The organism is Candidatus Kerfeldbacteria bacterium (assembly GCA_016214565.1).
Lineage (GTDB): Bacteria > Patescibacteriota > Patescibacteriia > UBA10025 > JAHIVO01 > JAXDBW01.
On sequence record JACROE010000002.1, the window covers coordinates 454,435 to 468,373 of the forward strand.

Annotated in this window: 12 protein-coding genes; 4 read left to right on the forward strand and 8 right to left on the reverse strand. The window is 48.5% G+C overall.

Annotated elements, in window-relative coordinates; genetic code table 11:
* Positions 1-28 precede the first annotated feature (28 nt).
* Entirely contained in the window at positions 29-1,039 is a 1,011-nt protein-coding gene (locus HZC01_02300; GenBank protein MBI5037510.1) for a hypothetical protein, read from the forward strand.
* Here HZC01_02300 and HZC01_02305 read toward each other — a convergent pair.
* The 8 genes from HZC01_02305 to HZC01_02340 all read right to left on the reverse strand — a co-directional run bounded on the left by HZC01_02305 (position 1,036) and on the right by HZC01_02340 (position 9,894).
* Positions 1,036-2,016, reverse strand: a complete 981-nt coding sequence (locus HZC01_02305; GenBank protein ID MBI5037511.1) for a DUF4931 domain-containing protein — start codon at positions 2,014-2,016, stop codon at positions 1,036-1,038. The genes HZC01_02300 and HZC01_02305 overlap by 4 nt on opposite strands.
* Positions 1,991-3,493: a glycogen synthase GlgA gene (gene glgA / locus HZC01_02310; protein MBI5037512.1), complete on the reverse strand. Its 1,503-nt coding sequence runs from the start codon at positions 3,491-3,493 to the stop codon at positions 1,991-1,993. The genes HZC01_02305 and glgA overlap by 26 nt, the downstream gene beginning before the upstream one ends.
* 106 nt (positions 3,494-3,599) lie before the next feature.
* On the reverse strand, positions 3,600-4,583 hold the full coding sequence (locus HZC01_02315; protein ID MBI5037513.1) for a phosphotransferase: 984 nt from the start codon (positions 4,581-4,583) through the stop codon (positions 3,600-3,602).
* 2 nt (positions 4,584-4,585) lie between these two features.
* A complete protein-coding gene (locus HZC01_02320; GenBank protein ID MBI5037514.1) occupies positions 4,586-5,968 on the reverse strand; it encodes a UvrB/UvrC motif-containing protein in 1,383 nt (460 codons plus the stop codon).
* A gap of 8 nt (positions 5,969-5,976) precedes the next feature.
* A complete protein-coding gene (locus tag HZC01_02325; protein MBI5037515.1) occupies positions 5,977-7,209 on the reverse strand; it encodes a polysaccharide deacetylase family protein in 1,233 nt (410 codons plus the stop codon).
* The gene (locus tag HZC01_02330; GenBank protein MBI5037516.1) at positions 7,206-8,681 is read right to left on the reverse strand and encodes a glycogen synthase; all 1,476 of its coding nucleotides are present in this window, start codon (positions 8,679-8,681) and stop codon (positions 7,206-7,208) included. The genes HZC01_02325 and HZC01_02330 overlap by 4 nt, the downstream gene beginning before the upstream one ends.
* A 6-nt stretch (positions 8,682-8,687) precedes the next feature.
* On the reverse strand, positions 8,688-9,185 hold the full coding sequence (ruvC, locus tag HZC01_02335) for a crossover junction endodeoxyribonuclease RuvC (protein MBI5037517.1): 498 nt from the start codon (positions 9,183-9,185) through the stop codon (positions 8,688-8,690).
* Positions 9,172-9,894, reverse strand: a complete 723-nt coding sequence (locus HZC01_02340; GenBank protein MBI5037518.1) for a YebC/PmpR family DNA-binding transcriptional regulator — start codon at positions 9,892-9,894, stop codon at positions 9,172-9,174. Before HZC01_02340 ends, ruvC begins: the two co-directional genes overlap by 14 nt.
* A 101-nt stretch (positions 9,895-9,995) precedes the next feature.
* Between HZC01_02340 and HZC01_02345 the strand changes: the two genes are divergently transcribed.
* From HZC01_02345 to HZC01_02355, 3 genes are read left to right on the forward strand one after another with little or no spacing between them, the layout of a single operon-like run.
* Positions 9,996-11,069: a hypothetical protein gene (locus HZC01_02345; protein MBI5037519.1), complete on the forward strand. Its 1,074-nt coding sequence runs from the start codon at positions 9,996-9,998 to the stop codon at positions 11,067-11,069.
* A 30-nt stretch (positions 11,070-11,099) separates the two neighbouring features.
* Positions 11,100-12,719 (forward strand): hypothetical protein, encoded by a 1,620-nt coding sequence (locus HZC01_02350; GenBank protein ID MBI5037520.1) that lies wholly within the window; start codon positions 11,100-11,102, stop codon positions 12,717-12,719.
* Between the two features lie 2 nt (positions 12,720-12,721).
* Positions 12,722-13,918 carry a DUF2029 domain-containing protein gene (locus tag HZC01_02355; protein MBI5037521.1) on the forward strand — a complete coding sequence of 399 codons (1,197 nt, stop codon included), beginning with the start codon at positions 12,722-12,724 and terminating at the stop codon, positions 13,916-13,918.
* Positions 13,919-13,939 lie beyond the last annotated feature (21 nt).

The following is a 13,939-nucleotide window of genomic DNA, read 5'->3' on the forward strand; positions in this document are numbered from 1 at the left end:
CTTCCTATGCTACCGTGTGGGTATTCCTATGGATCAGAAAACGCCACTTCATCATAAAGCTCAGCAGATCGCTCAGGAGCGCGGATTTCATATTCGAAAGAAGATTTACGAAGCGTGGGAGCCGGGCCGCCCAATACCGCGTAACATAATTTACCTGGGCACGTGGCAGGATAAACCGGCCGCTTTTAAGATATATGATGAACGGCGGTTGAGTGACGAGCCGCTGGCATTGCAAGCCTGGTTACAGCACAGTACCAGCACCCAGCTGATTGCCCCGGCATTGTATGATTTTGCCATAGCGTCGCCCCATGCGGGTTGGCTGATCATGGAAGAATTGCCCACGCCAGGCGGCTTCTTCGCTTCCCCACTGTCAGTTGAGGCGCGGGAGCGTTTTCTTCAATTGTATCAATGGTATCGAGTAGAATTTCCGAAGCAGCCGACTCGTCAGCTCTCACTCGCCGAAAAACTGCCCGCAGCTGAGTATCACCAGTATCGGATTTATCGTTGGTTCGAACAGGCAGTGCACGCTGAGGAAGCGCGCCGGTTGCGGCATCAGCCGACGCTATTGTCTGAAACCGAGTTCCCCCTTCTTTTTAGGCGCGCTATGGCCATCATTGGAAAACTTTTTGCGGGCAGGGCGATGGTCTGGTCGCATGGGCATTTCAAGCCCAAAGAACTTTATCATGATGAAACGCGTGATCGGTATTATTTAACTGATTTTGCCCATGTCAAAATGTACCCGGAGGGGTATGAGCTGGGGTTTATGGTGTGGGCCGATTATTTAATGTCCGGGGATTGGCGATTGCCGTATGCGGAGTGGGCGCTGCCGGTTCGGTCCTGGCGACGACGATTAGTGCGGGTGGCCATCGGACTTGGTCTGCGCGAGCCAGCTGAGCTGATTCGAGGCAGCCTGATTGAGCGGTCGCTGGGCACTATTTTAGCTGACATTGTTGCCCGCGAGCAGCCCATTGAACAGCAGAAAAAGCATCTGGCATTATTGATGCAGCTGCTGACTGAGCTTGTGACTGATATTCGCTAGTGTCCTCGGTAGAATTTCGCGGCGTCTTCGGGTGCGACCGTGTTCACAATAACCTTTGAACCAAGCTCTACGCCGGCCCAGGTGTCACGGCGGGGGCATACCCGTAGATAAAAGTATTCTTGCGCGTCGGTGACGGTTTGATGCATGTAGAAATTGTAGGGAAGCTGCAACTCATTCAAACGCTTGATAATTTTTTTGAGCACTTTTGCGAGCGACTTCAATTCGTCTTCCTCAAGGACGGTGATATTGTCTGCTTGCCGTTTTGGCACAATCCACGCTTCATAATTGTAGGATGAAGCGTAGGGGCAGAAAGCGGTGAGATATTTGTCACTGTAGATACGGCGCGGCCCGCGGGCTTCGTCCTGGGCTAATTTTTTATAGTAGGAGATGCCATTTTTCGTTTGGTAGGCATTAGCTCGGCTGAGTTTGTTAATTATATGGCTCGGCACAAAGCCAGCCGCCATGATTTGAGAGTGGGCGTGTACCAGTGAAGCGCCGGCAACACCACCGTGGTTTTTGAAAATAATAATATACTTGATTTTTGGATCTTGCATGAGAGCCAGGGTGCGCGCCACGTATGCTTTCAGCACTCGGTAGACGTGGGCCTCGCCAAATTCTGCAAATTCTTTATTATGGTGGGGTGTTTCGATAACCACTTCCTGATGACCGTAGGCTTTAGGGTTGTCTGGACTGACAAAAGGGAAGATATTTTTTATAACCTTAATTTCCCACCATTCGTCGGGCCCTTCTTGATACAGAGGCCGTTGCGACATCATTTTTGTTTCCAAGCAGAACGGACAGTCCTTCGATTTGACCGGCACATCCTGGACGCGTTGTGTATCATGTGGGCGTTTGGCGCGTTTGGGCGCTACGATAATAAAGCGATCGTGGATTTCATCAATCCGGATTTCGCTATTAGTAGGGAATATTTTAACCTCGGGGAGAGGCTTCTTATTTGTTTTTTTTGACGTTGGCATAGTGTGGTTTGCTCGCTGTAGTAATCAGTTTGTCGTAGAGTGCTTGATAGGCGCGAGCTGAGGCTTCCCAGGAAAAATCCAGTTCCATATCATGCATGACTACAGTATGCCATGATTTTGGCTGCTGATAAAGGGTGATCGCTCGCTGGATGGCGCTGCGGAATGCATCGGCGGTTAATTCGGTGAAGACAAAGCCCTCTCCGTCCGTTCCATCAGCTCGAACCTCGTGCACAGTGTCTTTCAGTCCTCCCGTGGCTCGGACAATTGGCAGGGCGCCATAGCGCATGGCAATCATCTGTCCTAGGCCGCACGGCTCATAGCGGGAGGGCATGAGGAAAGCGTCGCTGCCGGCATAGATCTGATGGGCCAGGGCATTATCAAATCCAATGCGTACCGCAATTGATTCGGGGTGACGTAGCGCCGCGTCGGTCATCAGCTTCTCCAATGTTTCAAGCCCGGTGCCCAAGACAATGAGCTGGGCGCCCATGGCGGCAATATCATCAGCGATGTCGGCCAGGAGATCGACGCCTTTTTGCTGAGCCAGGCGCGTGACAATGGCCAAGAGGGGCTTTTCGGGCGCCGGGGGCAGCCCCATTGTTTTTTGCAGGGCCGCTTTGCAGGCAATTTTGCCGGCACGGTCATTGTTTGAGAATTTTTTTGTAATTAAGGGATCAGTAGCGGGGTCAAATATACTTACATCAATGCCATTTAAAATGCCGGACAAATCAGCGCGGCGAGTCGCAATGTCTCCCTCCAGTTTGGCGCCGTATTCTGGGGTGAGTATTTCCTCGGCATACGCCTGCGATACCGCGTTCAGAGCATCGGCGGTTAAGATGCCCTGGCGTAGGCTGATTAACATCCCATCTTTTGTATTAGCCAGCACGGGATGGTCTGCTATGGAGAAGCCTAAAAGGTTAAGCACGGTTTCTTGGGTGTACCAGCCCTGGTATTCTAAATTGTGAATAGTGAGCAGCGTTTTTGCTTTGGCCAGTTTTGGATCTGATTTACCCAGCACATCCTTGATCAAGGGCACCATGCCAACATGCCAGTCCTGGCAGTGAATGATGTCGGGGTACCATGCTAGCGCGGCAGGAAGCGCCACGGCGGCCCGGGAAAAGAAAAGGAATCGCTCTGCCTCATGCTTGGTTTTCTCAGGACCGGTTATTTCATCAAAATAAATACTCCCTGTACCCAAGTAGTGGGGGTTATCGATGAGATACAGTGGCACTTGGCTATCCGGGATCGTAGTTTGAAAGATGCTGATATATTCAGTGGTCCCCGCAAATGCAACGGGCACTTTTTCCGCAACCAGCTTCATTGCATTTGGTGGGAGCGTAATAGTGCTGTATTTTGGCATGACTGCTCGGATATCAGTGGTGTTGCTGATAAGTGCTTTGGGTAGGGCGCCAGCCACATCGGCAAGACCACCAACTTTTGCTAATGGTGCTAGTTCAGCAGCAATAAAGAGTACGTTCATAGGGTGCGTGGAAATATTTGTTTCTGCTATTAGTGTACCATGAAAATCGTTTCCGCCGGTAATTGGCCGAGTCTGGTTTGGCGCACAAAGCCCGGTGCAATAATATTTACCGGGAAGGAAATTGTGGGTACTGCCGAAGCTGTTTGGCAGCGGCTCGGGCAAGATGAGAAAAGTGAGCGCGTCGGGGGTAAAAATGATACCCGACTACATTGAAGAGAGATTGAATAAAGACCGTCATATCCCATAGTCGTTTGGCGTCGGGATAGTGGCGATAGGCGTGTTCGTAATGTTTTTGCCATGCCGCTTGCCAGCGGGGGCGCTCGTGGGCGCGGAGCCACATCGCTACATAGTCATAGGTAGGAAGGGCCCAGCCAATATTTTCCCAATCAATGATTTTCCATTGTTTCCCGGCGCGAAGGAAATGCGCCGGATACAGTTCTTGGTGTGCCAGTACGCGCGGGGCACGTTTGAATACTTTGTCGGCTGCCATAAAATATGGTCGACAGCTGGCAGCAAATCCCGGCTGTTGCATAAAGGTGTCTACTAACTGCGCGTAGGGTGCGATAAATTTCCACAGGAAGCTCGGCAATTGCGGAGAATAGAGCAGTGATTGAAAAGATTTGGGGAAGACGCTAATTTTTTGTTGCTGCAGTGAGGCGAGTGTTGTTCCTATCTGTCGTTGTGAAGATTGATTGAAAAATGAGTTTACATATTTTGTTTCATTGTGTGGCTGCAGTGCGCCTGTACCACGTATTTCTTCGCGGATGTACCAGGCATGTGGACTGATACCCCCATGCCATACGCGTGGCGTGGCGCGTGAAAGTGGTGAGCGTAATTTTTGAATGGTCGATAGGAAGAGGTATTCCCTCCCCAGTTTTTCATTCGTCAATCGCTCCTGAGCGATCGGTCGTATGGTCATTTTAAATATTGCGGGTCGTCCGTGGTATGTACCGCTCGCCAAAAAATACCGCGGACCACGGGAACGTATTTGGGTAAGGTGAAACTTTTTTTCTTCCATCAACGCAGTGATGCGTGCCATTAGCCGGCGTTGCGCCGGAGCAGAGAGTGGCGGATGTTTTCCCATCACCATAGTTAGTGTTTGGTGGTCAGCTGATCTTGTTTTTCTTTAAGCTCGTTGACTCGATTGCGGATTTGGGCGGCGCGTTCGTATTCCTGAGCATCTGCTGCTTCGTGCATTTGCTTCTCGAGATTGTCCAGCATTTGCTTGAATTCATCAGCCGGAATATAGGGGATGTCAGTGGTGATGCGCTGGGTCACATCTTCGTCGGCTGATTTGGCCATAACGTCTACCTTGCCGCTGCGTTGCCATTCAAAAGCAGTGAAGATAATATTTTGATACAGTTCTTGAGCGTGCATTTTCTCTTGCTCTGAGAGTTGAGAGCGCTGCACTATTTCCTTGAGATCTTTGGCGCCCGCTTCTATCATTTCGATACTCCACCAGGGCATCGCTGACGCCCACCAGTACTGGTCAGAGTGTACACCGCGGTCAAGCCGCTCGCGCAATACGGGGTAATCAGGATGGGTGGGACCTAATTTTTCCACGGCGGAAATAGCCATATAGGTGAGCTCCCATTGCATGGCATGGATTTCATTATCCTTATCCTGCCAGCGGGAATACGGTGTGTTTTGTTCAATATCCCGTTTCATCAGTGCCCACGATGATGGTCGGGGGTCAATGGCTGCTCGTTTAGAAAAATGGCTTGGCAGATCGCTGAGGGTGGCAGCGGTGAGCTCTGGTGTCTCATAGAGGTCAAACAGGAGCTGCTCAAGACCGGGGCGATGGTGTCCAAACGTTTCCCCATCCATTGCCGTGATGAGGTATTCATTATTATTCACTCGTTCGCCAAGTAGTTTCACTAGCATGCTTCCGGAAAAGACGCTCATGCCAATTTCTGCGGAAAGGATGCGGAAACTGGCGGCTCGCTCTCGGAAAAAAACAAAGAAGTCATCAAAACCTTTGAGCGCATAAATAGTTGACCAGTCAACCTGGTTTAGGTCGCCTGAGTGAGCCAACTCATCCAAAATCATCCAGCGATATCCGAGCTTGGCGACTGTTTCGCCAACCGCACGGCTATAGGCCATTTCGGGCGGGAAAAATCCGGTTGGATTGTAAATGTCACCAAAGAATTTTTTATTAGTGATGGTGTTGAGTTCAATTTGGCGCTTGATTTCAGATTCTGGCATGAGAGGGAGGAAGGGGTGGTATTTGGCGCTGGCGGTCAATTCAATTTGCCCCTTCTCTGCTAAGAATCTAATATCGCGAATAACATCTTTACAATTATATCGATCAAAGAGTTCGGTCAAGCCAGCGTTAATATTAAGTGTTAGTTTGGCGCTGGGGTGTTTTTTGAGGCCGCTCATGAGTTTGCGGTAGCTCTCATTGGCGATTTTTTTTACCCAATATTCTTTTTGGGTGGGTGGTTGATAGATATGGAGAAAGTTTGCCCAATACATAGGTGTGGTTATGATGAAGTTATTTTTTTGCCCCCAATATAATGAACATAGGTATACGGGCTCGCCGCGAGATACCGATCCGCGATGCGCTTGAATCGATTTTGTTTTTGCCAGACCTCGGCAGTATGGATAATATGATCGGCGTATGTTTGTGCCCAACGTTGTTTTGGTGCAAGGAGATTGGCTAACTCAACCCATTCGGTTGCTTTGGACACTATGATTTTTTGGCTCCACCACGGTTTGGCTGAGGCCCACCACCATTGGTCTGACGCACAATATTGATCAAGCAATGTACGTGCTTTGGAATATTCAGGATGTTTTACGCTTTTTTGTACCAGCGCAATCACTCGACTACATAATTGCCATTGTAACTGGTGGATAGAATTGGTTGCGTCATCCCAAAGAATATAGGGCTGCCGTCGTCGTAATTCTTCAGGTCGGGAAGACCAACTAGAACGACGTGGGGTGGTTGGTCGCGCGACTGGCGTTTGTTTAATTAATTCTGAAATAGTAACTGTTTGCACGCGCTTGTTGGTCACCAGTCGTTCCCAAAGCCGTTCGGCGCCGGGGCGATGATGACCCAGGGTTTCGCCGTCCATGGCGGTAATAAATGCATGACCGGTATAGGCGGTGTGATCAACCTCATCCCAGAATGCGTTTGGTTTATTCAGCGGGATATGAAAGGCGATATAATCACTAAGCCATTTATTTCGATAGATGACCGTTTGACCAGTGTGTGTATGTCGGTAGCGAAATGTAGGATCAATGGCACCTAATTCCCCACGCTGGGCAATTTCATCCAAGATGAACCAGCGGAATCCCAGCTGTTGAGTGAGCGTAGCGACACGGGGGTCATACGCCATTTCTGGGAAGAAAAATCCTCGTGGTTGGTAGATTGATCCAAAATAGGCACGATTAACTTTTGTATTACGTTCAATTTGGCGCAACACTTCGTGACTTGGCAATTTAGGCAGTATCGGATGATAGATAGCCGAGCCCACTAGTTCAACTTGTCCACGCCGGGCAGCGGCAGTAATGAGACGAATGATGTCTCGGTACCCATGGTGGGCAAGCTGTTCAGTCAGCGATGCGCTCACGTTGAGGGTGATATGAATGTGGGGATGTCGTCGGAGTACCTGTAACAGTGGTCGGTAACTCTCACGAACGACTTTTCGAATAATCTGGAGCGACCACTGGGGTGGTTGGTAGATATGGAAAAAATTTGCCCAAGTTATTCTCATGCGCGTTTGCTTTTGTTTTTTTTAGCCAGCGCGTATAGTTGGACGTACTTCTGCGCAGGCAATTCCCAGGAATAGGTTTGTTGCATACCGCGGCGCATAAGTTCTTCCCAGGCACTTGGGTATTTATAGTTTTCCATTGCCCGGGCGACGGCGATTAAGAAATCGGCCGTGCTGTAATGCTTGAAGACGAAACCATTGCCTTTTCGGGTGCGGGGATTGAAATTAGTTACGGTGTCTGAAAGTCCGCCGGTTTCATGAACGATCGGCACGGAGCCGTACCGTAGGCTGATTAATTGCGACAGTCCGCAGGGCTCAAAGCGCGATGGCATCAGGAACATATCAGAACCTGCATACGTTAATGAGGCTAGCTCCTCGGTAAACGGAGTATAGATGCCAATCTTTTTTGGGTGTTTTTTTGCAATGCGCTTAAAGAAGGCGATGTACTCCCGAAAACCGCTACCCACAATGACCATTTGTAGTGGTAGACGGATAAGTACGTCGATTGATTCCATGATTAAGCGAAATCCTTTTTGTTCGGTGAGGCGGTTCACCACGCCGATTAAGGGGATATCGGGATTTTGGTCGAGCCTAACTTTTTTTTGCAATGCCAGTTTGTTTTTTTTCTTCCGGGAGAGTGAGCTAACGTCGAATGGGTAGGGCAAGTTATTATCAAAGGCTGGGTTATTGACGGCGTAATCAATGCCATTGATAATGCCGTAGAGGTCGCTTTTGCGTTGGCGTAGCAATCGATCTAGGCCCTGTCCGAGTTCTGGTGTTGTGATTTCTTCGGCATACCGCTCGCTGACCGTATTGATCAAATCAGCATACACGATGCCACGCTTGGTGAAATTAAGATTGGCGATTTGCTGCGACGCAGTTTTCGTTGGGTCGCCTCGTCCGGGGTCTATTTTTTTAATAGGCACTTCCCACCAATTACTCCCCATTTGGTAGGTAAGATTGTGCAGCGTATAAAGTGTGGCAGTCCGTTTGAGTGAAGGATAGCGATTACGATGTTTAGATAAGAAGTTAGGGATCAGCCCGGTTTGCCAATCATGGCAGTGTATGACGTCAGGACGGAGTTTCAAAAGTTCAATCAATTTCAGAGTAGCAATGTTAAATACAAAGAAGCGCAGATTGTCGTTTGGGTAGCCATAAATATGGGAGCGGCTGCCGAAGAGTTGGTTGTTATGGATAAATAGTATTGTCAGGTGACGATTATACTGTAATTTATTAAAGGTGATACTATACTTTGTTTTACCTACTGAGACGGTGGCTTTCCCCGGAACCGCCACCATATTAAGATTTTGCTGCTGCATGAATTTATAAAACGGGGTGATCAAATACACCGTGTGTCCATTTTCAGACAGGGCTTTGGGCAATGATTTGGCCACATCGGCCAAACCGCCGGTTTTGGAATACGGCGCCACCTCTGAGGCAACACTGACAATGCGTAATTTTTTTGCTGCAGCCATAGAGATTTAGGTGGGGAGATGGGTGTGTGCGCCGCACAGGGCGATAGCTAATGCATCAGCCATATCATCCGGTCGTGGCAGGGAGCGCAATTTGAGGATTTGTTTAACCATTTTTTGCATCTGGGATTTATCCGCCTGGCCATAGCCAGTGACTGCTTGTTTGACTTGAAGGGGGGTAAATTCGCAGATGCGGCAGCCCATCTGGATTGCGGCGAGGTAAGCAACGCCGCGGGCTTGGCCAACCGTAAGTGCGGTCGTAACATTCCGAGCAAAAAATAATTGTTCAATAGCGACGACGTCGGGGCGGTACCGCTGCATCAGGCCAGTCAGATCGTCATAGATAGTGTGCAGTCGTTTACCGAATGCCATCTGGGCTGGCGTCGTGACCGTACCTGCGCTGATGATGTGGTATCCGGTTGCCCGTTCCTGGATAATGCCATATCCGGTTGTGGCGAGGCCCGGATCAATCCCCATGATGATGGGCTTCGGTTTAGATTTCCGCATTGGTAAAGATATTGGTAACGTCTTCGCTTTCCTCTAGCTCTTCAATAAGTTTTTGGATGCCGTTGCGTCCTGCTTCATCCAGGGGCACGGTGGATTGGGGGACTGATTCGATTTCGGTACTGGTGAGGCGGAATTGATTTTTTTCAAGATGTTTTTTGAGGCTGGGCAATGATTCTGGCGTGCTGGTGATCGTGAATCCTTCGGGATCAGTACGAATATCTTCGGCGCCACCTTCGATGGCCGCTAATTCAAATGCTTCAGGATCGCTCACGTCTTCTCGATCAACGCGGATAATCCCTTTTGACGTAAACATCCAGCGAACGCTATTGGTACTTCCTAAATTAGCATTATTATGTGAGAGTATTCGTTTGATGTCGCTGGCGGTGCGGTTTTTATTGTCGGTGGCCGCCTCAATAATGACGGCTACACCATGGGGGCCATAGGCTTCATAAACAACCTCTTCGATGATAGCGCCTTCACCAACTCCGGCGGCACGCTGGATAGCCCGTTCGATGTTATCATTTGGCATATTAGCGGAGCGTGCCGTATCAATCGCCATGCGTAATCGAAAATTCATTTCCGGATCCGGGCCACCCTGCTTAGCCGCAACGGAAATACCCTTTGCTAATTTGGTAAAAAGGCCACTACGACGTTGGTCGGTGACCGCTTTTTGACGTTTAATTTGTGCCCATTTCGAGTGACCAGACATAGCGCTACCGATGGGTGAAAAATATTCTGATAACCTTTGTACTATACCATATTTTTGTGTTATTATCAATGGTATCACGTTAAACTTTCACCGTCTTTTTTATGCGGATTTTAGATAATCGATCGGTCGTAAAACGATATGATCGTTCTGGTATGCTCGGTTCGATTGAATCACTTGCTTTGCAATGCCAGCAGGCCTGGGATGACACTCGACACATCATTGTTCCTCCAGCATTTCGCAGGGTGCGGCACATTGTGATAAACGCTATGGGCGGTTCGGCGCTTGGCGCTGATGTTATTCGTACTGTTTTTCAAGATCGGCTACCGTTACCGCTGATACTGACCAATCAGTATACCGTTCCGAAATTTGTTGATCGGGATACATTATATATAGTATCGAGTTATTCAGGCACAACCGAGGAAATAACCGCAAGTATCGCGCCAGCCGTTCGTGCTCGAGCAAAGTTAATGATTATATGCGCCGGAGGAACCCTCGCTCGCTACGCTCGCCAGCATAAAATCCCCGCATATATTTTCACTCCACGATTTAACCCATCCCAACAGCCGCGCATGGCAGTCGGATATTCAGTGGCTGGGATTCTGGGTTTACTGTGCCAAGCTGGGCTGCTCAAAATTACTCAATCTGAATTTAATCAGGTAATTAGACAGATTGTGATGGCGCACGCATCGTTGGGCATAGCACGCCCAACCGTGCGTAATGTGGCTAAACAAACGGCTCAGGCGGTGCATGGTCGGGTGCCGGTGATTATTGCAGCCGAGCATCTATCGGGGATTGCTCACGTTATGGCAAATCAAGTGAACGAAAATAGCAAAGCGTTTTCCAATTTTTTTCTTATTTCGGAAATGAATCACCATTTGATGGAGGGTCTGCGTTTCCCGAGGTCTAATAAGCGAAATTTAGGGTTTATTTTTTTGGAATCACGCTCGTATCATCCACGGAATCAGCGGCGCTTTGCCATTACTCAGCGCGTGTTGACTCGGGCCGGCATTCCTTTTGTCCGGTATCAGGTGAAGGGGCCCACGGTGTTTGCTGAGGCGATGCAGGCGTTGACATTTTCTGGGTATGTTGGTTTTTATGGCGCGTTGCTCAATAAGATTGACCCGTCACCGATACCGGTGGTTGATTATTTCAAAAAAGAATTGTCTCGGTCCTGACAATTGGTACCGTCCCGTGCTAAGCTGCTTATGAGCAGTCTCCGCCTCCATGCTTGGTGGGGACTGCTGCGTCTGAATCTACTTACGATGCTTTTCATTTCCCAAACTACTCGTCGATTCTTCCCCTGGGCATTGCTTCTAGTCGGCAGTCTGGGGATTTTTATATGGATACAATCAATTGATACATTTCCTGATCCGGATTCGTTTTATCATATCGAAATGTCCAGGCAAATTGCTGCGCAGGGAGTGATGACCACCTTTCCCTGGCTTCAAGTTTCGACGCTGCGGGATGCCTATATTGATCAGCATTTTTTGTATCACGTTTTTTTGATTCCTTTTACGCACTTTTTTGATCCCATTCAAGGAACTAAATTCGCCCACGTGCTGTTGAATACCGGCTTTATTATGTTGGCGTATGGATTGCTGCGGCGCGAGCGTGTGCCTGGAGCATTTTGGTTCGCCGTGCTTCTCCTTGCTTCTTCTCCATTTATGTTTCGACTGAACCTGGTGAAGGCGCCGGTCGTTTCATTATTATTTTTAGTTGGTGGATTGTATTTATTGTTTCGCTATCGGTATGTGCCGTTATTTTTCTTGGCAGCCGGGTATGTATGGGCGTACGGCGGGTTTAGCATTTTGATCATGGCAAGCGGGTTTTACGCTTTCGTCAGTTTAGTGCTGGATGCGTTTCGGCTCGGCGGGCGTTTAGCCTGGCCGAACATTTTGCGGGCAAGCAAAGAGCTGCGGATGCTCGGCGTCGTCTTAGCGGGTACCACCGTAGGAATTTTTATTAACCCTCATTTTCCCGTTAATCTTCAATTTTATTGGCAGCAATTTGTTCAGATCGGAGTGGTAAACTATCAGAAAGTTATTGCGGTAGGTGGTGAATGGTACCCATACCAATGGCTTAATTTATTGACCAGCACCGCCTTGATCACCGTTTTAGTATTATCTTCTCTGGTTCTGGGTGCTGCTTTTTGGCGGAGACTGGGGCGCAAACAATTGACACTCGCCCTTCTGTTTATTGTATTTTTGGTGTTCACTCTCAAGTCAAAACGTTACGTGGAATATTACGTCCCCGTCGCCGTTATTTTTAGTGCGATGATGTTCCGGGCTGTCGCTGGGGATCATTGGAAACAAGAGTGGTTGCCCCTGCTGCGTCGTTGGACCCGACAGTATTTGATCGTGACTATTATTGTAAGCCTTTATTTAGTCATTGGCAGTGTGGCGATTATGACCAAAGACGTCAAACGACTGCATCAAGATTATCTGAGTGGTATTTCGACTGAACGATTCGCCGGTGTAGGGGCGTGGATGCGTGATCATATCACCACTGGCGCCATCGTTTTCCATTCAAGCTGGGATGAGTTCCCCATTTTATTTTATCGCAGTCCCCAGGCGTATTACATCGCCGGCCTTGATCCGACCTTTTCCTACACGTATAATGTCGATTTGTGGAATAGTATCGTCGATATTACGACGGGAAAGCAAAAGGAGGGCATCTATCAGACGATTCGCGATACGTTTCACGCGCAATATGTTTTTGTGGAATCCAATCATGCAGCGTTCAACTCTGCGGTGAAGCGGACGGACGGGTTTCGCCAAGTGTATCGCGACGGTGAGGCGATTATTTATGAAGTGGTGTCTGAATAAATATGCGAATACGGCTTATTACCTGGGGAGTATTGGTAATCGTTAGTTGCTGCGCCATGGTAGTACTATGGGCGCCTGATTTCATTCAGGTGCCATTTGGGAGCGAGGGAGCGAAAGCGCGATTGATCCGGGATGATCACGAGCTTGATATTTTTTATCAGCGGGGTTCATGGGTGACGCGCGGTATAACACCGTATGATGCCAGTATTTTTCAGGAATATCCGCAGGCAGGTTTAGCCTATATTACGCTACCCTATTTGTTTGGCAACGAGTATGAGACGTATCGTTGGGTATTGGTTGTCATGAATACGGTGACGCTGGTTAGCCTGGTCGTCATCAGCCTGCGCCTCTTAAAAAAACTTAATCGTTCCCCTTGGTATATTTTTTTACTACTCCTGCCCTCGATGCTGTATTTTGGGTTGAGTCGGTTTGATGTGCTGGTCGCATTAGCAGTTCAGATTGGATTATTATTGATATTGAGTCATCGATGGCGTTGGGCCGCGATTTTGTTTGCCGTCGCTTTTTTAATTAAATGGTATCCCATTATTTTTCTCCCGTTGTTGTATGCATATATCAAGCAGACCGAGGGAGAGCGAGCCAGCCGAGTGATACGAGAATTTTATTTGATTGGGGTGAGTATCGTGGCGAGCGTGTTGGTCGCCAGCTTTGTTGTTGATGGATTCGTTTCATTGCGTCCGTATTTGTTTCATGGAGCTCGAGCTGGCGGTGTTGGCAGTTTATATTTTATGCTGTTGCAAGGCCCCCTGCTGTCTACTGGCATCCCACCATTGAATTATTTAGGGCTCACTGTTTTTCTGCTGCTGCAGGTCAGTCTTCCGTTGTATGCACTCGTACAATGGCGGGTGGTTGCTCAGTGGCTCATAACACCACGTCAGCTGATTCTCTGGATGAGTTTGGCGACGGTTTTGTTTACTTTATTTTCTCGATTTTATTCACCACAGTGGATCGTCTGGTTTGTGCCACTCTTGTTGCTGGTGGCCGACAAACGGCTTGCCGGGTTGATCATCGGGTACGATATTTTAAATTATGTAAGTTTTCCTTTGATTTGGCAGGTGTGGGGCCCATTTTCAACTGGATATTTATGTATATCCCTCGTGATCATAGTTTGTTTAGTGCTGATTGTGAGACGAGTTTTTTTGCTAATATTAGATAAAAAAGAACTTGCTCCATCTGAATGAATGGCGTATACTTTTGGCAGA